Source organism: Curtobacterium sp. 8I-2, assembly GCF_902506155.1.
GTDB lineage: Bacteria > Actinomycetota > Actinomycetes > Actinomycetales > Microbacteriaceae > Curtobacterium > Curtobacterium poinsettiae.
In genome coordinates this window covers 185,145-204,923 of sequence record NZ_LR732827.1, presented here as the reverse complement: position 1 = coordinate 204,923, position 19,779 = coordinate 185,145, and the positions used below count along the sequence as shown (strand labels likewise).

Genomic DNA, 19,779 nt, shown 5'->3' with positions numbered 1-19,779 from the left:
GGTCGCTCCGGCCTGGCCGGGCCTCGCCCGGCGACCCTGCCGACGCTATGCCCCCACCCTGGGCGGCCGCATGCCGGTTGGGCAGTTCCTACGACTCGTCGTCGTCCGTCGCGGCGGGCCGCTGTGCAGCAACGACAAAGGCCGACGCGATGATCGACGAGAGTTCCTCGACCTGCCACGGGCGCGCATCGTGCTCGGCGAGGGCGGCTCCGACCAGTTCGGTCGACACCGGCGACGGCGGTGCCCACGACACGAGCCGGAGTGTCTCCGGCGTGAGCAGGTTCTCGAGCGGGATGTCGAGCTCCTCGGCACGCTTCGTCACCGCGGCGCGCGCGGCCTTGTACCGGCGGTCGGCCGCGGGGTTGCGGTCGGCCCAGGCGCGCGGCGGCGGGAGCGTCGCCTCGCCGGCACCACGCAGGCGGGGGAGGTCCTCGGTGGTGCGGCCCTCGTCGACGGCGGCCCACCAGCGGTCGAGCTCGGAACGGCTGGCGCGGCCCGTGAAGGCCTTCAGCGCCCCCAGCTCGGCGCGCGACTCGGGTGCGGCGGCCGCAGCGGCGACGATCGCGGCGTCGGGGATGGTGCGGCCCGGGGCGATGTCCGCCTGTCGGGCGTACTCGTCACGGGCGAGCCACAGCGACCGGGCGATCGCCAGGGCGCGGGCACCACGGAGCGCGTGCATGCCCGACAACCGACGCCACGGCTCGGCGCGGGCCGGCTTCGGTGCACGGTGCAGCACCGCGTCGAACTCCTCGGCCGCGATGCGGGACTTGCCGGCCTCGTCGAGCTTCTCGGCGAGGGCGTCTCGCAGATCGGGCAACAGCTCGACGTCGAGCGATGCGTAGACGAGCCACGACTGGGGCAGGGGACGGGTGGACCAGTCGGCGGCCGAGTGCGCCTTCGCCAGGGTGATGCCGAGCAACTGCTCGACGACGGCACCGAGGCCGACACGGGGGAAGCCGGCGATGCGGGCGCCGAGTTCGGTGTCGAAGATGCGGGTCGGGACGAGGCCGACCTCCTGCAGGCACGGCAGGTCCTGCGAGGCGGCGTGGAACAGCCACTCCTCGTCGACGATGGCGGCCTGCAGGGCGGAGAAGTCGCCGATCGGGATCGGGTCGAACAGGAACGCACCGGCACCACGGCGGAACACCTGGATCAGGTACGCGCGCTGCGAGTAGCGGTAGCCGCTGGCGCGTTCGGCGTCGACCGCGACGGGGCCGTGCCCGGCGGCGATGGCGGCGACCGCGTCGAGGTACTCGTCGTGCGTGTCGATGACCTTGACGGCGTCGTGCGACGCCTCGAAGGCGGGGCCGGCAGCGGCGGCCGGAGCAGCCGAGCCGGCAGCGGCGGCCGGAGCAGTCGAACCGGCAGCGGCAGCCGGAGCAGTCGAACCGGCAGCGGCAGCCGGAGCAGCCGAGCCGGCAGCGGGGCTGGCGGCGTCCTGGGGAGCGGGATCGGTCACTTGGCGAGCCTCCTCGGGGCCAGCAGGGTCACGCCGTCCGATGCGGGAGGCAGACCGGCGAGCATGGCGACGATGTCCTGCCAGGCCCGGACGTGTGCGGTGAGGTCGTCGCCGCGTGGTGTCCACGACGCGCGGAGTTCCAGCTGGGCGCCGTCGCCCTGTGCGGCGAGGTCGCCGTACCCGCGCGAGATGATCTTGGTGGCCGTGCCCGAGGCGTGGTCGTACGTCGCACCGTGCGACTCGAGCGCGTCGACGAGCCAGCTCCACGTCACGTCCGCGACGAACTCGTCGACGCCGATCTCCGGTTCGAGCGGCGCCTGGGCGAACGAGACGACGCGGAACGCGCCACCCCAGCCCTCGGGTTCTTCCGGGTCGTACAGGGCGATGAAGCGCCCGGTGCCCAGGTCCGACTCGACCCCGTGCGCGGTGCCGGACACGTCCGCCGCCAGGGCGATCGAGAACGGTGCGATCCGGGTCGGCGAGGGGATCTCGGTGACGGTGGTCTCGGCACGGCCGCTGCCGCCGGACACGAACGCGCGGAGCCGCGCGAAGGCGTCGGGCTCTCGGGTTTCGGACACACATGCAGACTAGGCTCCGGGCCATGTCCCGATCCGCGCGACCCGCCGAGGACGTCGTCCAGGAGACCGCTCGATCGGCCGGGTTCATCGCACTCGGCGCCGGTCTGGCAGCAGCAGCGGTGGGGACGGCCGTCATCGGTGGCTTCGTCGCCGCCGTCGCCCGCGCCGTCGTCACGCCTGACCGCAAGCGCAACGAGCGCGTGCCGATCCACGCCGTCGACCCGGTCCGGAAGACCGTCACGATCGAGCGCACCGCGGACACGGAACTGCAGGGCCGCTACTCGCTCTGGTTCGGCGGCGGCACCGGACACATGCGCGTCGGCGAAGTGCTCGGCACGACCGACACCACCGTCACACGCCGCATCATCGCCATCGACGCCGGCGACCCGACCGCCGCCCGTCGCGGTCGCTGGGGCGGCTGGTTCTACCTGACACCCGGCGAACTCGACGTGCCCGTCGAGGACGTCGACATCCCCACCCCGAACGGCCCTGCCCCGGCATGGGTCGTCCGCGCCGACGATCCGGACGCCCCGTGGGCCGTGCTGGTGCACGGCCGTGGTGTCACCCGCGCCGAGACCATCCGCGCCGTCCCGGTCTTCCGCGCCGCCGGCTACTCGGTCGTCCTCGCCTCGTGGCGGAACGACGGCGTCGCCCCGCCCAGCGTCGACGGTCGCTACGGCCTCGGCAGCACCGAGTGGGAGGACGTCGACTCCGTGCTCCGCTGGCTCACCGCGCAGGACGCCCAGAGCGTCGTGCTGATGGGCTGGTCGATGGGTGGCGCCGTCGTGTTGCAGACCCTGCTCCGCTCGCGGTTCGCCGGGCTGGTCGACGGGGTCGTGCTCGAGTCACCCGTGGTCGACTGGCACGCCGTCCTGAAGTCGCAGAGCCAGCTCCTGCGCCTGCCGCGGCCGGTCCGCAAGGTCGCACAGCGCCTGCTCCGCACGCCCGTGCTCTACCGGTTGGCCGGACTGCAGCGGCCAGTGGACCTGCGCGAGCTCGACATGGTCACCCGTGCCGACGAACTCACGGTGCCGATCCTGCTGCTGCACAGCGACGACGACGGCTTCGTGCCGTCCTCGGCCTCGCACGACCTGGCCCGCGCGCGGCCCGACCTGGTCCGGCTCGAGATCCAGACCACGGCCCGGCACACGAAGCTCTGGAACCACGACGCCGACTGGTTCGACGCCCGGATCCTCGCGTGGCTCACCGAGGTGGTCCAGCGGCGCGGCGCGGCCAGCGCGCGGTAGAGACGACCGAACGACGGACGGGAGGCGCGGTGCCAGCTGGTACCGCGCCTCCCGTCCGTCGTTGCGCCCGTTCGGTCGCTTCGTGAGCAGGAACGGCCGGGTCGCCGACGCGCACACGACCTCTTCTGCTCACCGGGCGGGTGGCGCGGCAATCGTTCTGTCCCGGCACCGTCGTGGTCATCCGGTCTCCTCTGTGGTCCCGGTCCGTGGCGAGAGGCCGCCCACGCGGACGGCAGCGAGGACGTCGGTCCTGCCGGGTGTGAACGCGGTGATCGCAATCGCGGTGTCAGCCTGCACGGTGCAGAACCCCGGCTGCGCGTCGCCGAGCGGCGCGAGCGCACGTGCGAACCCGTCGAGCCCGCGGACGTCGAAGCCACGCTCGGCTGCCATCGTGTACTTCGTCAGGAAGGTCCGTGCCGTCGCCAGCGCGCCCTGCTCGAAGATCCGCAGCCGTTCCTCGGACGGACACTGCGATGCCACCTCGAGTGCCAGTTCCGCCCCCGGGGCGTCTGATGCGCGGAGGCGCGAGCACAGTTCCTGGACGGTGATGTGCACGAGTCCGACGGACCGGTCGATCGCCGTGGCCGCCACGAGCGTTCGGTCCGTCGCACGCAGCACGACCGTCACGAGTTCATCGCCGTGATCGACCTGACAGATGAGGACGAGCTCGTCGCCGAGGGCTTCGAGGGGCTCGATGAACGGCACGAGGTTCGGCGACTGCTTCGAGGAGGTCCGCCGGACGACCCCCGCGAACGAGCGCGCGGACACGTCGGAGACGAACACCTGCGCGTCCGACCCGACTGCGGCGAGGACCTCGACGACACGCTCCGGCAGCTCCACCGTCGACTCGTTGGTGAGCGCTCGGAGATGCGGGACCGAGACGTCCGAGGGCGTGCCCGTCACCGTCGCACACCCGCGGACGACGGGCCGTGTCGGTACTGCACGTCGCCGTCGGGCAGGACGTCGATGTCGACCCGTGCACGCCCTGGTTCGCTGGAGTGCCAGGACGGGCCTCGGCGGTTCGGCCAGCCTCCGAGCAACGCACGCGGGACGAACCGGGTGGTGATCCGTGCGCCGGAGACGTTCCGGTCGGCGACGACCTCCGTGTGCAGCGCGAGCACTCCGAGGAACAACGGTCTGCCGCCCGGTTCGATGAAGGCGTGCTCACCATCGGAGTCGGCAGGGGCGAACTCGTCCTCGAACCGCAGCGTCGCACCGCTCGAGGACCGGATCGTGACGGCTGGTCCGACGCCGATGCAGTCGAGCGTGTTCATCGTCGATCTCCCCCCTGTGGTGCTGACCCGAAGCCTGTCACGGTCAGCGAGTGCGATGCCAGAGAACTGGCCGAATCGACGGACGGGAGGCCCGTGGCGGTGTCGCCACGGGCCTCCCGTCCGTCAGTGGGTCGCGTCTACGCGACCGCAGCCTGCACCTGCCGCTGGACGCGACCGAGCATGCCCACCATGCCGCGGATCCGCAGCGGGCTGACCGCCTCGGACAGGCCGATGGTCAACGGGTAGTCCGTCGGGACGGCGAGCACCTGCTCGACGGTCAGGCCGGACAGGCCCTGCGCCAGGATCGAGGCGAAGCCGCGGGTGGTCGGCGCCTCGCGCGGTGCGGTGGCGTGCATCCGGACGACGTCCGGGTCGTCGCCGTCCTCGCCCACCGTCACGGTGATGAAGACGGGGGACTGGCACTCCTCGACGCGTTCGAGTTCGTCCTCGTGCCCCTGCAGGCGCTCGGGCAGCGCCGGCAGCTCGTTCGAGAACTCGAGGAGGAGCTGCAGGCGGTCCTTCTGGCCCAGGGCGAGGAAGTCGTCGCGGATCTCGGCGAGGGTGGCGGGGAGTGTGGCGTCGGTGCTGGCGTTCATCGGTTCGGAACAGTACCCGGCTCGGATCCCTGCACGATGGGGACGCGGACGGCGCTGCCCCACTCGGTCCACGAACCGTCGTAGTTGCGGACGTCGGCGTAGCCGAGCAGGTGCTGCAGGACGAACCAGGTGTGGCTCGAACGCTCACCGATGCGGCAGTACGCGATGACCTGGTCGGCGTCACCGATGCCGGCGCCCTCGCGGTAGATCGCGTCGAGTTCAGCGCGCGACCGGAAGGTGCCGTCGGGCGCCGCCGCCGTGGCCCAGGGGATGTTCACCGCGGTCGGGACGTGCCCGCCGCGCAGCGCGCCCTCTTCCGGGTAGTCGGGCGCGGTCGTGCGCTCCCCGCTGTACTCCGGGGCGCTCCGGACGTCGATGAGCGGCTTGCCGAGGTGCGCGAGGACGTCGTCCTTGAAGGCACGGACGGGCTCGTCGTGGCGCTCGACGACGGGGTAGTCGACGGGAGTCACGGGGGTCTCCTCGGTGGTCAGTGCACGGTCCTCGGCGATCCACTTGGCGCGGCCGCCGTCGAGCAGGCGCACGTCCTGGTGGCCGAACAGGGTGAACACCCAGAGGGCGTACGCGGCCCACCAGTTGTTCTTGTCGCCGTAGATCACGACGGTGGTGTCGCGGCCGATGCCCTTGCCGCCGAGGAGCTCGGCGAACGCGGCGCCGTCGATGTAGTCGCGCTGCACCGGGTCGTTGAGGTCGGTGTGCCAGTCGACCTTCACAGCGCCTGGGATGTGTCCGGTCTCGTAGAGCAGGACGTCCTCGTCGGACTCGACGACCACCAGGTCGGGCGCGCCGGCACCGGCGTCCAGTTGCTCCTGCAGCCACTCGGTGGAGACGAGGCGCTCCGGGTGCGCGTAGGCGGCGAACTGCTCGGACGGGTCGACCGGTGCGGTCATCGGGGGTACCTCCAGGGGTGCGGGGGAGCGTGGTGCTGGGGAGCGTGCTGCTGGCGCCGGACTAGGATCGGGCGTCGGTGCCTGTGGGCAACGGTACGCGGACGTACCGTGCCCCTGACGCAACGTGACACCCAACGACATGTTTCCCGGAAGGGTCCCCCGATTGCCCGCTCACCTCGTCGACCGTGATCCCCGGGTGACCCCGCAGCAGATGGCCGCGTCGCTCGTGCCCCCGCCGCAGTTCACGGACGCGTCGTTCGACTCGTACCGGCCGGACCCGGACTACGCCTCGCAGGCCTCGGTCCGCGATGCCGTCGCCGCCTTCGTGGCCGCAGGGCCCGCCGAGGCCCCACGGCGCGGGCTGTTCGGGAGGCGCAAGCAGTCGGCGGAACCGGCGGCCAAGTCCGGGGTCTACCTGGACGGCGGCTTCGGTGTCGGCAAGACCCACCTGCTCGCGGCGGCGTACCACGCGGCCACCGGGCGGAAGACCTTCGGCACCTTCATCGAGTACACCGCGCTCGTCGGGGCACTGGGGTTCCAGGGGACGGTCGACCTGCTCCGCGGCACCGACCTGGTGTGCATCGACGAGTTCGAGCTCGACGACCCGGGCGACACGATGGTGATGACCCGGCTCATCAAGGAACTGACCGAGACGGGCACCCGCTTCGCCGCGACGTCGAACACGCCGCCGGGGGCGCTCGGCGAAGGACGCTTCGCCGCCCAGGACTTCCTGCGCGAGATCCAGGCGATGTCCGACCGCTTCGACACCATGCGCATCGACGGCCTCGACTACCGCCGACGTGCGGTGGACGAGTCCGCTGCCGTCGTCGACGACGTCGCCGGGTTGCTGCCCACGGGCGCGGTCACGCTCGACGACTTCGCAGCGGTGGTCGCACACCTGGGTTCCGTGCACCCGTCGAAGTACGTCGCGCTGGTCGAGGACCTGGACGCCGTCGGACTGACCGACGTCCGGGCGTTCACCGACCAGACCGACGCGCTGCGCTGGGTCGCCCTGGTGGACCGGCTGTACGACGCGCAGGTGCGGATCGTCGCCTCGGGGACCCCGCTCGACCAGGTGTACCCCGACGTGATGCTCGAGGGCGGCTACCGCAAGAAGTACCTGCGCGCGGCGTCCCGCGTCGTGGCGCTCACCCGCGCCTGAACGTCGCTCCCTGCCCGGACCGATCTGTCCACGGCGGTCTCCTGCCCCTCGCGCAGGGGACATCGGGCCGCTGGAAACACGACGTTTACAAACGGCGCGGTCGCGTTACATCCGCGAAACAGTTCGTGCTCCCTCGTGAAACCTCGCCTCGCCAGACTCGGTGACACCCGAGGCGGTCCAAGAGCCGCTCGTGCAATCGAGAGGTGAACAGATGCTTGATCAGGGCCAGACAGGCTTCATCATGATCATGGCTGCGCTGGTGTTGTTCATGACACCCGGCCTGGCCTTCTTCTACGGCGGTTTGGTGAAGGCGAAGTCCGTCATCTCCATGATGATGATGTCCTTCGGTGCGATCGCGCTCGTCGGCGTCCTCTGGGTGCTGTACGGCTACGCGATCGCCTTCGCCAACACGGGGCCGCACACGGCCGTCAGCGGCGTCGTCGGGTTCTTCAGCATCGACTGGAACCAGATCGGCCTCGGCCAGGCGTTCGAACAGTCCCAGGCCACCACGCTCGCCGCCACCTACCCCGACCTCGCCTTCGTCGGCTTCCAGGCCACCTTCGCGATCATCACCGTCGCGCTCATCTCCGGCGCCATCGCCGACCGCGCCAAGTTCGGCGCGTGGATGGTCTTCGCCGGCATCTGGGTCACGGTCGTCTACTTCCCGGTCGCCTCGTGGGTCTTCAACCTGACCTCCGGTTGGGCCGCCACGTGGGGCGTCATCGACTTCGCCGGTGGCACCGCGGTGCACATCAACGCCGGTGCGGCGGGTCTCGCCCTGGCGATCGTCCTCGGCAAGCGCGTCGGCTTCGCCAAGGGCGCGCACAAGCCGCACAACCCGCCCTTCGTCCTGCTCGGTGCCGCCATCCTGTGGTTCGGCTGGTTCGGCTTCAACGCCGGCTCCGCCGGTGCCGCGAACGGCGTCGCGTCGCTCGCCTGGATCAACACGCTCGCCGCTCCCGCAGCCGCGGTCCTCGGCTGGTTGCTCGTCGAGAAGCTCAAGGACGGCAAGGCCACCTCTGTCGGTGCCGCCTCGGGTGCCGTCACCGGCCTGGTCGCGATCACCCCGGCCTGTGCCAACCTGACCCCGGGCTGGGGCATCCTGCTCGGCTTCCTCGCCGGCATCGTCTGCTGCTTCGCCATCGACTGGAAGTACCGCCTGGGCTTCGACGACTCGCTCGACGTGGTCGGCGTGCACCTGGTCGGCGGCATCTTCGGCACCCTGTTCCTCGGGTTCTTCGCCAACGACACCGGCCTGATCTACTCCGGCTCGTTCGAGCAGCTCGGCAAGCAGGCGGCCGCAGCCGGTGCCGTCGGCGCCTACTCGTTCGTCCTGGCCTTCCTCATCGGCTGGATCATCGAGAAGACCATGGGCTTCCGCGTCAAGACCGAGGACGAGGTCGCGGGCATCGACACCGCCGTCCACGGCGAGGAGGGCTACGTCCTGTACGAGCAGACCGACGACAGCCCGGTCAGCGTCCGCTAGTCACCAGGCACCACCCGTACGACGACGGGCCCCGCGCACACAGCAGCGCGGGGCCCGTCGTCGTGTCGCTGGGTCGCGTGTTCGACGTGACCACGGACGGGAGGCTCTCCACCGGTCACGGTCGGTCCGCCGCTGGCGCGTCGGCACGGAAGCGGCTTCGGAGGCGCGGTGCGGGTCGGACTCACACCGCGCCTCCAGGCAGATGGTCGCGTCAGCGATCCGTTGGTTCCGTTGGTTCCGTCACCAGGCGTAGTCCTCCGGCGAGGTCGTGTGCCCCGGGAAGATCTCGTCGATCCGGTCGAGTGCACGCTGGTCGAGGCGGATGTCGACAGCGCGGACCGCGGACTCCCACTGCTCCATCGTGCGCGGGCCGGTGATCGGCGCGGTGACGCCGGGCTGGTGCAGCAGCCAAGCGAGGGCGAGCTCCCCGGGGGTGTGCCCGAGTTCCTTCGCGAAGGACTCGTACGCGGTGAGCTGGTCACGGTGCGAATCGACGTACTCGGCGCTGCGGCCGGACAGGCGACGCGAGCCGTTCTCCGTCTTCTCGATGACGCCGCCGAGCAGGCCGCCCTGCAGCGGCGACCACGGGATCACGCCGAGGCCGTACGCACGGGCGGCGGGCAGGACCTCGCGCTCGACGTCGCGGACCACGAGGTTGTAGATCGACTGCTCGCTGACCAGGCCGAAGGTGTTGCGGCGCTTCGCGGCCTCCTGCGCCTGGGCGATGTGCCAGCCGGCGAAGTTCGACGAGCCGACGTAGAGCACCTTGCCCTGCTGCACGGCGACGTCGATCGCCTGCCAGATCTCGTCCCACGGCGTCGCACGGTCGACGTGGTGGAACTGGTACAGGTCGATGTGGTCGGTCTGCAGCCGCTGCAGACTCGCGTCGAGCGACTGCCGGATGTTCAGGGCGCTGAGCTTGCCGCCGTTCGGCCAGTCGATCATCTCGCCGTAGACCTTCGTGGCGAGGACGGTCTTCTCGCGACGCCCGCCGCCCTCGGCGAACCAGCGGCCGATGATCTCCTCGGTGGCACCCTTGCCCACCGAGCCGCCGTACCCGTTGGCGGTGTCGAAGAAGTTGACGCCGAGCTCGTGGGCCCGGTCCATGATCGCGTGCGAGTCGTCCTCGCTGGTCTCCGGGCCGAAGTTCATCGTGCCGAGCACTGCTCGTGAAACCGACAGCCCTGTCCGTCCGAGGTGTGTGTAGTCCATGAGACGGGTCTACTCGTGACGCGCTGGTGGCGCCAGGCCCTGGGAGTACCGGTCGAGGGGTGGGGAGTAGTCAGGGAGGACCACTCGAGAGGAGCAGCCATGCCAGCCAAGGACGAGATCCCCAGCACCCTGCAGCGGTCCCCGGAGCACGCGCAGGAGATCTTCGAGAAGGCGCTCGACTCGGCGAACGAGTCGTACGGACCGGGCGAGCGCGCGCACCGCACCGCGTTCGCCGCGGTGAAGCACGAGTACGAGAAGGTCGGCGACCACTGGGAGGAGAAGGAGTCCTCCGGCCCGTCCGACTCCGGTGCCGCGGGTTCGCGTGGTGCTGGCTCGGACTCATCCGGGAAGACCGAGGGCGGTGTCGACGCGAACGCCTCGAAGGCACACCTGATGGACGTCGCGAAGCGGCTCGACGTGCGCGGCCGGTCGAAGATGAACAAGGACGAGCTGGTCGACGCGATCGGCAAGGCCAACGACCGTGCGACCGCCGCCGCGCGGAAGTGACGGTGCGAGGCGGGGCCTGCATTCCTCGGCAGGCATGCTGGCTCGGGGTGAGGGGGTAACGTGCCGACGGTGAACATCCCAGCACTCCGTGGCAGCCGGATCCTCGGGTTCGGACACCACCAGCCCGAACGCATCCTGACCAACGACGAACTGTCGACGATGGTCGACACGAACGACGAGTGGATCCGCACCCGCACCGGCATCCAGACCCGACGGATCGCCGGGCCCGACGACACCGTCACGTCGATGGCGATCGAGGCCGGCCGCCGTGCCCTCGCCGACGCCGGGGTGTCGCCCTCGGCCGTCGGACTCGTCATCGTCGCGTCCACCACGCACCAGGACCGCGCTCCGTACACGGCCGGCCGGGTCGCCGCCGCACTCGGCATGACGAACGGCCCCGCGCCGATCGACATCAACACCGCGTGCAGTGGCTTCGAGTACGCGCTCGGGCTCGCCGACCAGTCCATCCGGACCGGTTCGGCCGACGTCGCGCTCGTGATCGGGTCCGAGGTGCTGTCCGGTATCGCCGACTGGACCGACCGGTCGACCTGTGTGCTCGTCGGTGACGGAGCCGGCGCCGCCGTGCTCGGTGTCGCCGAGACGCCCGAGATCGGGCCGGTGTCGTGGGGGAGCGTGCCGCACCTGCTCGATGCCGTCCGCGTGGAGGGGTCGCCGGGGCGCTTCAACCAGGAGGGCCGCTCGATCTACCGCTGGGCCATCACCGAGGCGGAGGGACACGCCCGCAAGGTCGTCGAAGCCGCGGGGCTCTCGATGGACGACATCGAGGTGTTCGCGTTCCACCAGGCGAACCTGCGGATCATCGAGCCGCTCGTGACCGCGCTCGGCGGGGAGTCCAAGTTCGTCATCCGCGACGTCGTCGAGTCCGGGAACACCTCGGCGGCGAGTGTGCCGCTCGGGCTGTCGAAGGCGTGGGAGCGTGGTGACCTGCCCGAGGGTGTGCCGGCGCTGCTGTTCGGCTTCGGGGGCGGGTTCGCGCACGCTGGACAGGTCGTGACGACGCCCGTGCGGTCCTTCTAGGACACGGCCTGCAACAGACACAGACACAGACGCAGGAACGGCCCGGGCACGCTGCCCGGGCCGTTCCTGTGTCAGTGCTTGGTGCCCTGGTCCGGCGCTTCGTGCCGGGGTTCAGGGCGTCGTGCCGGGGTTGAGCGCGTCGTGCCGGGGTTCAGCGTTTCGTGCCGTGGTCGTCGTTGCCCGGCTCGGTCCAGAGGTCCTGGTCCTTGCCCGCGCCACGCTTCCACGGCAGGACACGCCGGGTCTTCTCGGCCGCGGGGGTCACGGTCAGGACGATCGGGAACTGCGCCGGCGGCATGCCGAAGCCCGTCCGCGACGCCTGGATGACCTTGCGACCCAGCGCGTGGTTACCGAGGCCACCGACGGCCGCTCCGATGCCGAACGGCAGGGCCCGACCGAGCACCGACCCGCCCTGTCGGATGGCGAAGCGCTTGATGAACTGGTCTCGGACCTGTCCGCCGATGCCGTTCACCATCTGCTTCGGGAGGGACGAGGTCACCATCTCGCCCCAGAACGCGGTCCGGACCTGGCCACCGGCGATCTGTCCACCGAGTTGCTTGATCAGCTGCGTCCCCGGGGCGCCGAGGATCATCGCCATCACCAGGGTGCGAGCGCGCTCGGGGTCGTCCAGGGCGATCCCGTGCACCTCGGTCACCGACTGGGCGAACAGCGCCGTGGTCTCGAGGAACCCGATCGTCTCCGCACCGCTCAGTCCGAGCGCGGCAACCATCCCGACGCCCGGGATCACGGCGCTCGCACCGACCGCGGCACCACCGGTCGTCACGGCCGTGAGGTACTGCCGCTCGAGGATCTGGATGACCTCGGCCGGCGTGGCATCGGGCTTGCGGCGGCGGATCGCCTTGACGTGCGCCACGACCGCCGGCCGCTGCACACTGATGGCGCGGTCGAGCAACTTGACCCATCCTGCGGGTTGTTGCGGTTGTGGTTGCGGGGTTCTGGAGTCGTCTGACGTGGGGGAGACCTGGGCGTTCGGCAGCGGCACGATCGCCTGGTCCTTCGGGGAGCGGGCCATGCGCTCACCGTACGCCGGGCATGTGGGAGGCTCGCTGGATGGACGGCGACCGGACAGCGCGACCCCTCGACGTGGCTCGCCGCGCGGCCGGGTTCCTGCCCGTCCACGAGGTCACCGCGCTCGCACCGGACGTCCGCGTGCTCGACCCCGGGTCCGTCCTGATCGGGGCGGGCGTGACCGTCCTGCCCGGAACCGTGCTGTACCCGTCCACGACCCTGGAGACCCGCGACGGCGGCCTGATCTCGGTCGCTTCCGGAGCACGACTCGGCCCCGGGCCGGTGACCATCGTCGCGTCCGCGGCGACCGGGCACGTCGGCGAGGACGCCGAACTCGGGCCCGGACCGGTGACGATCATCGCGACGGGATCCGACGTGGTGGTGGGTGGTCGCGCCCGCCTGACGGCCGGGTGTCTCGTCGAGGGGCCGGCGCGCATCGGCTCCGGCGCGCAGGTGCTCGGACCAGTGTCCGTCCGGGACGTCGAACTGGCGGACGGCGGCGACCACCGCGAACCCGACCCGGACCACCGCGGCGGTGTGGTCAAGGGCACGGGGCCCGTCCGTGGTGTGCGCGTGGGGGTCGGCGAGGTCGTGGTCGGCGGGGTGCTGAACGGCCGCGGAGTCTCCGGTTCGCCGACGGTGGAGCGCCAGCGGGAGTACCACCCCGAGGCACCGCACCGCCCGCGCTGACCGTCCGTGGTGGGTCACCCGCACGGCACACCTGCGCGCCGGAGCGCAGCCCGCACCCGGTCGGGCTGCATCAGGTCGGACCAGGAGAGCCGGATGACCGCGCGGACACCGGGGCACGACCGGATGAAGTCCTCACGTCGTTTCTCGCGCCAGTGCACATCGGCGGTCGAACGCCCGTCGAGCATCACCGGGTCCTCGTACTTCGCGCGGCCGTCGACCTCGACCACGACGCCCTGGTCCGGGAACCAGAAGTCCACCACCGCCGTCTCCGATCCTGCCCGGGCGAACACGTGCTGCTGCACCGGCTCGGGCACGCCGAGCTCGCGGAACCGAACCCGGCACACCGACTCCGCCGGCGACCCCGACAGTGCCGACCCCATCGCGATCGCGATGCCCGCCTTGCTGCGGGCCGCTGTCAGCGCTGCGAACTCCGCCTCGAGGGTCGCGCGATCGCTGAGCCGACGCGAGAGCACGGAGTCGACGACGGGCAGCGCCTCGAACAACGCGCGAGTCGCAGCGACGTCGATCGCGGTCCTCGCCGGGGTCGTCGTGGGTATCGAGTCCTCGTCGATCCTGACCGCGGGCGGCCGCATCTGCGAGCCGTGCCGGACGAACCACGCCGTGACACGAGTGTGCGTCGTGGTCGGATCGGAGAGGTGCACCTTCGGCGGTGCCGCTGCGACCAACGGCAGACCGAGGACGGCGCAGGCAGACTGGTGTGAGACGACGTCCGTGTCACGGATCCGGTGCGCCGAGGCCCGGACGAGCACGTGGTGCTGCTCGCCGGGGTGCAGCCCGGCGAGGCCACCCGGGTGGACGAGGACGCCCGGACGGAGGCGTTCGAAGCGTCCGCGGCGAACGTCGCGTTCGAGGGCACGGCGTTCGGCGGAGGTCGCGCCCGATGTGCGGATCAGTTCGACGTCGTTCGCTCTGAACATGACACCAGGCTCGCCGAACGCGGAGATCCAGCACGCTCCGGACGCCGATCTGTGGAGACTCTGGCGGCGGCGACGCCCTGTGGAGGACTGACCGCCTGCAGTGCGTGTGCATGTTCCGACGATCCACGCGTCGAACGACTCGTGTGTTGTCGCCTGATGTGCGCGCAACTACTGCGTGTGCATGTTCCGACGGTGCACGACGCGAACGACTGGTGGAATGTCGCAGAACGGGTGCGCCCGGCGCGACCGCGCGCGCTACACCCGCGCGAGCTCCGCCCGCAGCGGCAGGTCCTGCTCCTCGAGGATGACCTGGGCGCCCACGGCGGTGCGGGCGTTCACGACGATCGGCGCGAGCAGGTTGACCGTGGTGCCGGACGCCCCGGGGTTCGCGACCACCAGCAGCATCGCGTCCGCGGGGTTGGTCAGCCCGAGCCCGGCGGCCTGCTCGTCGGTGAGCTCGGGCGCGTACGACGGCAGGTGCACCGCGGCGTCGAGCAGGAACAGCCGCGCGTCGTCACCGACGAGCGTGAACAGCCCCTCGGCGCCGTCGACGGGCGACAGGGCGAAGGCCGGCGCGGCAGCGAGTCCGAACGGCGGGACGGCGAAGGTCAGGGAGATGCTCATCGGAGGTAGTCCATCAGGGTCGGCTGCAGGACCTTCGCGGTGACGGCGAGGGCTGCCTGGTAGTTGGTCTGCTGCACCTGCAGGTCGAGGACGGCCTTGGCGAGGTCGACGTCCTCGATGCCGGCGCGGCGGCTCTCGAGCGAGACGGTCGCGGACTTCAGTGAGTCCTGCGCCGCGAGCGCGGCGGCGTGCCGGACCCCGACGTCGGCCTGGGCGCCGCGGACGGTCCCGAGCGCGCCGTCCACGTCGTTGATCCGCGCGTTCACGTTCACCCCGTTCTGCAGGTCGCTGACGATGGAGTCGATCACGGCGAACACCGAGTCGTCACCGGATCCGAAGACCGCGGTGCCGGTGGTGTCGACGCGGACGGTCGTGCCGTCACCGATCCGCCGGGACACGTCGGTGCCCGAGGCCGCCCAACCCGTGGCCGGGTCGTGGGCGGCAGCGGCGGTCGACGACCCCGCGAACACCGAACGGGTGCCGTAGGTGGTGTTGGCTCGTGCCTCGAGGTCGGCCTTGAGCGACCGGAACTGCGTGACGAAGGCGTCGCGGTTCGTCTCGCTCATGGTGCCCGAGTTCGCGGCCTGGACCGTGAGGTCGCGGACGTTGTTGAGCACCCCGTACACGCTCGACAGTGCACTGTCGGTGGTCGCGAGCCACGCCGCGGCGTCGTCGGCGTTCCGCGAGTACTGCGCCGCAGCGGCCTGCTCCTTGCGCACCTGCATCGACGACGCGGTGCCGACGGGGTCGTCGGACGGCTTCTGGATGGCGCGCAGCGTCGTGGCCTGGTCGGTGAGCTCGGCGACCTTCGCGGCACCGGCCTGCAGCCGGGCCGAGGCGGCCGCCATCGACATCTGGGTGGTCACACGGGTGATCACGATCAGCCCCTCCCGACGAGTCCGACTCGGTTGATGATGGTGTCGAGCATCTCGTCGACGGCGGTCAGGACGCGCGCGGCGCCCTGGTACGCGTGCTGGTAGCTCAGCAGGTTCACGTTCTCCTCGTCGAGGTCGACGCCGGCGCTCGACTGCTGCTGGGTGCGTGCGTTGGTGAGCGCGAGTCCGGTCAGCGTCGATTCCGACGTCGCCGACCTGGAGGCGGTGCCCACCCCCGTCACGAACGTCGCCCAGACCTGGTCGGCACCGTCGGACGACGCCCCGAGTCGCGCGAGCGCGTCGGCGAACGAGTCGTCGAGTTCGCCCGCCGCGTTCCGCGTCGCCAGGCCGCCGGCGTCCGTGGGGACGACGCCGAGCGCCTGGGCGGCGGGCACACCGGTCGCGAGCGAGAAGAACGGTGCGCCCGTGGCGCCGGCCGGGGTGGTCCCGGTGGCGTGCAGGGCGTTCACGGTGGTGGCGAGTCGGGTGGCCACGGCGTCGTAGGACGCGGACGCCTCGGCGAGTGCCCCGCCGGTGCCGGTGCCGGACGCGGGCGCCAGGACGGCGAGGGCTCCGCCGATCGACCCGCCGCTCAGCCCGACGGCCCCGGCCGTGCCGGTGGTCCAGGTCAGGGTGACCGCGGTGCCGTCGGCCAGACGCTCGCCGCCGCCGAGGGCGACCGAGCGGGCGTCGGTGCCCTGCACGAGCGGGTTGCCACCGAGGAGCACGTCGACCGTGCCGTCGGCGTTGGTCCGGGTGGTGCCGCCGGCGAGCGTGGCGATCTGCTGCGTGAGCTGGTCGCGCTGGTCGAGCAGCTCGTTGGCGGTGCCGCCCGACGCCAGTGCGGTGCGGATCCGGCCGTTCAGGTCCGCGACCTGCTCCGCGGCGCCGTTCAGCTGGGCGACCTGGCCGGTCAGGGAGCCGCGCACCGACGACCACTGCGCATCGACGGCCTTCGATCCGGCGGCCAGGGCGGAGACGACGGTGCCCGCGGCCCCGAGCACCGCGCTCGCGGCACCGGGGTCGTCGGGGTGGCTGGCGAGCTCGCTCCAGGACGACCAGAACGCATCCAGCTTGGCGCTCAGACCGTCCTTGCCGGGCTCGTGCAATCCGGTCTCGAGGGCGGAGAGTGCGCTGGCGCGGGCGTCGGCGTACGCCGACGAACCGGCGGCGACGCGGACGCCGGCGTCGAGCGTCAGGGACGCCAGGCGGGCGATGCCGTCGACGGAGACGCCCTGGCCGGCGAGGGCCGCGGTGCCCCGCATGAAGCCGGTCTGGGTCGCGGGGACCGAGTTCTGCGTGACGCGCTGCCGCGTGTACCCGGCGGTGCCGGCGTTGGCGATGTTCTGGCCGGTGACGTCGATGCCGGCCCGGGCCGCGGCGAGGCCGGAGTACGCCGTCGCGAGGGATCCGAAGGTGCTGACCACGGTGTTACAGCGTCCCCTCGAACAGGCGGGCGCCGTCCGCGCCGGCACCCGACGTGCCGGTGGCGTCGTAGGTGGCGGCGCCGGTGACGGTCCCGGCCAGGGTCTCCTCGGTGGCCTGGGCGGCGGCACGGAGGAACCGGTCGTTCTCGTCGCGCAGCGCGCCGATCTGGGTGGTCAGCTCGACCATCGCGGTGAGGTGCGACGACAGGATCTCGCCCCACGGGCCGTTCGGCGCCGCGGCGACGACGTCCCGCAGGGGAGCGTCGGCGGGCACGCCCCACTCCTCGGCGACCTCGGCACTCTGCGCGGCGCGCTCGAGTCCGGTGCTGCGGAGCCGGTCGAGGACCTGCTCGACCTCGCGGCTGGCGTGCGACACCCAGCGGGAGCGGCCCGCGGTGAGCAGGAGCTGCTCCTCCTCGAGCTTGAAGGTGAGCAGTTCGAGCAGCTCGCGTTCGCGCCAGAGCACGGCGGACAGGTCGTTCACGCTCATCAGCTCCTCCCAGGTGGTGGTTCGTCGGGGTGGCCCCCGGTCCGTCATCCTGCGGACACCGGGACCTATCGACTCGGTGGTCGCGACCGTAAGCCCCGGCGGCCGAGTGCCGACTCAGTACTCGCCGAGACTGTGACCCGATGAGCCCTGTCGGGGGACAAGAACGGTCGTTCCCCACCCGGAGTCCCCAGAAATGCCGACCGGATCCGGGCCCTGACACCCCCGCACTGGGGACGCATGTGGACCCACTCAGCCCATTGCCAGCCGATACATTCAGAACGCACCCCGGGGGACGCCCGGAACTGCTCGGGAACGACACGGGGTGCTCCGCTCGGAGGGACCCGGGCGGTTCTTCGGCGTACGCACCGGCCATCCGAGGCCGGCGCTCGTCGCGCCCACGGACGGGTGAGCCGACACACGTCAGGTCGACCAGGGGATGAGCATGGACCGCACCGAACGCAACGCGATGATCGTGGAGCACCTCCCGCTCGTGGGCTACATCGTGGCCGACGTCCGCTCCCGGGCGACGCACCTGGACCGCGACGACCTCGCCGCCGTCGGGTCCCTCGCCCTCGTCGCCGCGGCCGATGCGTTCGACCCCACCCTCGGCGTCCCGTTCGGCGCCTACGCCCGCACCCGGATCACCGGGGCACTGGCCGACGACATGCGCTCGGCCGACTGGGCCTCCCGCGGCACCCGCAAGCGCATCCGCGAGACCCTGGCCACGCAGGAGGCCCTGTCGGCGCGACTCGGCCGGACCGTCGGTGCGCAGGAGATCGCCGACGCGATGGGCGTCGACAAGCAGACCGCGGTGGACGCGATGAGCGACGCCGCCCGCACCGTCGCGCCCCTCGACGAGACCGTGCACGACCTGGTCGCGGCCGACCTGCCGCTCCCGGGGGACGACCTGCTCGAGACCGAGAAACGCCGGTACCTCCGCGCCGCGGTCGAGGCCCTGCCCGAGCGGATGCGCTTCATCGTCGAGGCCGTGTACTTCGGCGACCGATCGGTCACCGACGTCGCCGCCGAGCTCGGCATCACGCACTCCGCCGTCTCGCAGCAGCGCTCCGAGGCGATGCGCCTGCTCCACGACGGTCTCGCCGCCCACTACGGCGACGGCACCACCGTCGAGCCCGCCAGCCGCACCACCGCGGCCCGTCGCAGTGCGTACCTGGCCCGTGTCGCCACGAACGCCGCCGCCGGTGTCGCCCGCGCGGTGCACGACGCTGCAGCAGGACCGGCCGTCGCGGCGAGTTGAGACGTCGGCGGAAACTTCTCCGCCGATCCCCTAACGACTCCCGGCGACCGGCCGAGAGTCATCCATGTCAGCCCACGGACGGGCAGACGCACGACCCACGTTCACGGAGGAAACCACCATGGGTATGTCCATCAACACCAACCTCTCGGCACTCAACACGTACCGGAACCTGAACTCGACGCAGAACGACCTGTCGAAGTCCCTCGAGAAGCTCTCGAGCGGCCTCCGCATCAACCGTGCTGCCGACGACGCTTCCGGTCTGACGATCTCCGAGGGGCTGAAGTCCCAGGTCGGTGGCCTCACGGTCGCCGCCCGCAACGCGCAGGACGGCATCTCCGTCGTGCAGACCGCTGAAGGTGGCCTCACCGAGACCCACTCGATCCTCCAGCGCATGCGCGACCTGGCCGTCCAGGCCGGCAACGACTCGAACAACGAGGACTCGCGGAAGGCGATCACCACCGAGGTCGGCGAGCTCACCAAGGAGCTCACCCGCATCTCGGCGTCGACCAACTTCAACGGCATCAAGCTGCTCGACGGCTCCGCCGGCGCCGCAGGGGTGCTGAAGTTCCAGGTCGGCGCGAACGGTGACGCGGCGAGCCAGATCGACGTGGACCTGTCGAAGTCGAACGTGGAGTCCGTGTCGACCGCGGTCGGCGCGCTCACCTTCGACTCGGCCACGAACGCTCAGGCTGCCATCACCGCGATCGACGAGCAGATCAAGTACGTCTCCTCCGCTCGTTCGACCATCGGTGCCATCCAGAACCGCTTCGACCACGCCATCAACGTGACGAACGTGGCCAAGGAGAACCTGACGGCTGCCGGTTCGCGCATCACCGACGTCGACATGGCACAGGAGATGGTCAAGTACACGCGCGACAACATCCTGAGCCAGGCCGGCACCTCGATGCTCGCGCAGGCGAACCAGAGCACCCAGGGCGTGCTCTCGCTCCTGCGCTAGCCATCACGCGGTCCGCCCTCCGG

The 19,779-nt window shown here is 71.3% G+C and carries 21 protein-coding genes; 8 read left to right on the top strand and 13 right to left on the bottom strand.

Annotated features, from left to right (window positions below):
• Window positions 1–88 precede the first annotated feature (88 nt).
• The gene (locus tag BOSE127_RS04720; RefSeq protein ID WP_442873451.1) at window positions 89–1,459 is read right to left on the bottom strand and encodes an HRDC domain-containing protein; all 1,371 of its coding nucleotides are present in this window, start codon (window positions 1,457–1,459) and stop codon (window positions 89–91) included.
• A complete protein-coding gene (locus BOSE127_RS04715) occupies window positions 1,456–2,037 on the bottom strand; it encodes a DUF3000 domain-containing protein (RefSeq protein WP_017886108.1) in 582 nt (193 codons plus the stop codon). The genes BOSE127_RS04720 and BOSE127_RS04715 overlap by 4 nt, the downstream gene beginning before the upstream one ends.
• Before the next feature lie 23 nt (window positions 2,038–2,060).
• Here BOSE127_RS04715 and BOSE127_RS04710 point away from each other — a divergent pair, with 23 nt between their 5' ends.
• On the top strand, window positions 2,061–3,284 hold the full coding sequence (locus BOSE127_RS04710) for an alpha/beta fold hydrolase (protein WP_017886109.1): 1,224 nt from the start codon (window positions 2,061–2,063) through the stop codon (window positions 3,282–3,284).
• Between the two features lie 177 nt (window positions 3,285–3,461).
• On the opposite strand, the gene BOSE127_RS04705 is transcribed toward BOSE127_RS04710, so the two are convergent.
• From BOSE127_RS04705 to BOSE127_RS04690, 4 genes are all read right to left on the bottom strand, one after another.
• Window positions 3,462–4,187 carry a hypothetical protein gene (locus BOSE127_RS04705; RefSeq protein WP_159556374.1) on the bottom strand — a complete coding sequence of 242 codons (726 nt, stop codon included), beginning with the start codon at window positions 4,185–4,187 and terminating at the stop codon, window positions 3,462–3,464.
• A complete protein-coding gene (locus tag BOSE127_RS04700; RefSeq protein ID WP_159556372.1) occupies window positions 4,184–4,558 on the bottom strand; it encodes a hypothetical protein in 375 nt (124 codons plus the stop codon). Before BOSE127_RS04700 ends, BOSE127_RS04705 begins: the two co-directional genes overlap by 4 nt.
• Window positions 4,559–4,695: 137 nt before the next feature.
• Entirely contained in the window at window positions 4,696–5,154 is a 459-nt protein-coding gene (locus BOSE127_RS04695; RefSeq protein ID WP_056068489.1) for a SufE family protein, read from the bottom strand.
• Window positions 5,151–6,062, bottom strand: coding sequence for a sulfurtransferase (locus BOSE127_RS04690; RefSeq protein WP_159556370.1), 912 nt, complete (start codon window positions 6,060–6,062; stop codon window positions 5,151–5,153). The genes BOSE127_RS04695 and BOSE127_RS04690 overlap by 4 nt, the downstream gene beginning before the upstream one ends.
• 139 nt (window positions 6,063–6,201) lie before the next feature.
• On the opposite strand from BOSE127_RS04690, the gene zapE reads away from it, so the two are divergent.
• The gene (gene zapE / locus BOSE127_RS04685; RefSeq protein WP_159556368.1) at window positions 6,202–7,224 is read left to right on the top strand and encodes a cell division protein ZapE; all 1,023 of its coding nucleotides are present in this window, start codon (window positions 6,202–6,204) and stop codon (window positions 7,222–7,224) included.
• 211 nt (window positions 7,225–7,435) lie between these two features.
• Complete coding sequence (locus BOSE127_RS04680) at window positions 7,436–8,710, top strand: ammonium transporter (protein WP_031259265.1); 1,275 nt, start codon at window positions 7,436–7,438, stop codon at window positions 8,708–8,710.
• Window positions 8,711–8,950: 240 nt separating this feature from the next.
• Here the strand turns inward: BOSE127_RS04680 and BOSE127_RS04675 are convergent, their stop codons facing one another.
• Window positions 8,951–9,922 carry an aldo/keto reductase gene (locus BOSE127_RS04675; protein ID WP_159556366.1) on the bottom strand — a complete coding sequence of 324 codons (972 nt, stop codon included), beginning with the start codon at window positions 9,920–9,922 and terminating at the stop codon, window positions 8,951–8,953.
• A gap of 99 nt (window positions 9,923–10,021) precedes the next feature.
• Between BOSE127_RS04675 and BOSE127_RS04670 the strand changes: the two genes are divergently transcribed.
• Window positions 10,022–10,429: a ChaB family protein gene (locus tag BOSE127_RS04670; RefSeq protein WP_042537067.1), complete on the top strand. Its 408-nt coding sequence runs from the start codon at window positions 10,022–10,024 to the stop codon at window positions 10,427–10,429.
• Between the two features lie 69 nt (window positions 10,430–10,498).
• The gene (locus BOSE127_RS04665) at window positions 10,499–11,467 is read left to right on the top strand and encodes a beta-ketoacyl-ACP synthase III (RefSeq protein WP_082046796.1); all 969 of its coding nucleotides are present in this window, start codon (window positions 10,499–10,501) and stop codon (window positions 11,465–11,467) included.
• A gap of 151 nt (window positions 11,468–11,618) precedes the next feature.
• On the opposite strand, the gene BOSE127_RS04660 is transcribed toward BOSE127_RS04665, so the two are convergent.
• Window positions 11,619–12,500, bottom strand: coding sequence for a hypothetical protein (locus BOSE127_RS04660; protein WP_201300430.1), 882 nt, complete (start codon window positions 12,498–12,500; stop codon window positions 11,619–11,621).
• A gap of 38 nt (window positions 12,501–12,538) precedes the next feature.
• Between BOSE127_RS04660 and BOSE127_RS04655 the strand changes: the two genes are divergently transcribed.
• Window positions 12,539–13,186, top strand: a complete 648-nt coding sequence (locus tag BOSE127_RS04655) for a hypothetical protein (protein ID WP_159556364.1) — start codon at window positions 12,539–12,541, stop codon at window positions 13,184–13,186.
• A 14-nt stretch (window positions 13,187–13,200) separates the two neighbouring features.
• Here the strand turns inward: BOSE127_RS04655 and BOSE127_RS04650 are convergent, their stop codons facing one another.
• From BOSE127_RS04650 to BOSE127_RS04630, 5 genes are all read right to left on the bottom strand, one after another.
• Window positions 13,201–14,124 (bottom strand): hypothetical protein, encoded by a 924-nt coding sequence (locus tag BOSE127_RS04650; protein ID WP_159556362.1) that lies wholly within the window; start codon window positions 14,122–14,124, stop codon window positions 13,201–13,203.
• Window positions 14,125–14,379: 255 nt separating this feature from the next.
• The gene (gene fliW / locus BOSE127_RS04645) at window positions 14,380–14,748 is read right to left on the bottom strand and encodes a flagellar assembly protein FliW (protein WP_159556360.1); all 369 of its coding nucleotides are present in this window, start codon (window positions 14,746–14,748) and stop codon (window positions 14,380–14,382) included.
• A complete protein-coding gene (locus BOSE127_RS04640; RefSeq protein WP_017886127.1) occupies window positions 14,745–15,626 on the bottom strand; it encodes a flagellin N-terminal helical domain-containing protein in 882 nt (293 codons plus the stop codon). The genes fliW and BOSE127_RS04640 overlap by 4 nt, the downstream gene beginning before the upstream one ends.
• 2 nt (window positions 15,627–15,628) lie before the next feature.
• Window positions 15,629–17,050 carry a flagellar hook-associated protein FlgK gene (gene flgK / locus BOSE127_RS04635; RefSeq protein ID WP_042537073.1) on the bottom strand — a complete coding sequence of 474 codons (1,422 nt, stop codon included), beginning with the start codon at window positions 17,048–17,050 and terminating at the stop codon, window positions 15,629–15,631.
• A 4-nt stretch (window positions 17,051–17,054) separates the two neighbouring features.
• Entirely contained in the window at window positions 17,055–17,540 is a 486-nt protein-coding gene (locus BOSE127_RS04630) for a flagellar protein FlgN (RefSeq protein WP_017886129.1), read from the bottom strand.
• Window positions 17,541–17,982: 442 nt separating this feature from the next.
• Between BOSE127_RS04630 and BOSE127_RS04625 the strand changes: the two genes are divergently transcribed.
• Entirely contained in the window at window positions 17,983–18,798 is an 816-nt protein-coding gene (locus BOSE127_RS04625) for a sigma-70 family RNA polymerase sigma factor (protein WP_040419087.1), read from the top strand.
• A 118-nt stretch (window positions 18,799–18,916) separates the two neighbouring features.
• The gene (locus BOSE127_RS04620; protein ID WP_031259268.1) at window positions 18,917–19,756 is read left to right on the top strand and encodes a flagellin N-terminal helical domain-containing protein; all 840 of its coding nucleotides are present in this window, start codon (window positions 18,917–18,919) and stop codon (window positions 19,754–19,756) included.
• Window positions 19,757–19,779: the final 23 nt, after the last annotated feature.

Coding starts and splice junctions, on each gene's coding strand:
- BOSE127_RS04710 (WP_017886109.1), top strand. CDS start 2,061: ATGTCCCGATCCGCGCGACCCGCCGAGGACGTCGTCCAGGAGACCGCT.
- BOSE127_RS04700 (WP_159556372.1), bottom strand. CDS start 4,558: ATGAACACGCTCGACTGCATCGGCGTCGGACCAGCCGTCACGATCCGG.
- BOSE127_RS04695 (WP_056068489.1), bottom strand. CDS start 5,154: ATGAACGCCAGCACCGACGCCACACTCCCCGCCACCCTCGCCGAGATC.
- BOSE127_RS04690 (WP_159556370.1), bottom strand. CDS start 6,062: ATGACCGCACCGGTCGACCCGTCCGAGCAGTTCGCCGCCTACGCGCAC.
- zapE (WP_159556368.1), top strand. CDS start 6,202: ATGTTTCCCGGAAGGGTCCCCCGATTGCCCGCTCACCTCGTCGACCGT.
- BOSE127_RS04680 (WP_031259265.1), top strand. CDS start 7,436: ATGCTTGATCAGGGCCAGACAGGCTTCATCATGATCATGGCTGCGCTG.
- BOSE127_RS04675 (WP_159556366.1), bottom strand. CDS start 9,922: ATGGACTACACACACCTCGGACGGACAGGGCTGTCGGTTTCACGAGCA.
- BOSE127_RS04670 (WP_042537067.1), top strand. CDS start 10,022: ATGCCAGCCAAGGACGAGATCCCCAGCACCCTGCAGCGGTCCCCGGAG.
- BOSE127_RS04660 (WP_201300430.1), bottom strand. CDS start 12,500: ATGGCCCGCTCCCCGAAGGACCAGGCGATCGTGCCGCTGCCGAACGCC.
- BOSE127_RS04655 (WP_159556364.1), top strand. CDS start 12,539: ATGGACGGCGACCGGACAGCGCGACCCCTCGACGTGGCTCGCCGCGCG.
- BOSE127_RS04650 (WP_159556362.1), bottom strand. CDS start 14,124: ATGTTCAGAGCGAACGACGTCGAACTGATCCGCACATCGGGCGCGACC.
- fliW (WP_159556360.1), bottom strand. CDS start 14,748: ATGAGCATCTCCCTGACCTTCGCCGTCCCGCCGTTCGGACTCGCTGCC.
- BOSE127_RS04630 (WP_017886129.1), bottom strand. CDS start 17,540: ATGAGCGTGAACGACCTGTCCGCCGTGCTCTGGCGCGAACGCGAGCTG.
- BOSE127_RS04625 (WP_040419087.1), top strand. CDS start 17,983: ATGGACCGCACCGAACGCAACGCGATGATCGTGGAGCACCTCCCGCTC.
- BOSE127_RS04620 (WP_031259268.1), top strand. CDS start 18,917: ATGGGTATGTCCATCAACACCAACCTCTCGGCACTCAACACGTACCGG.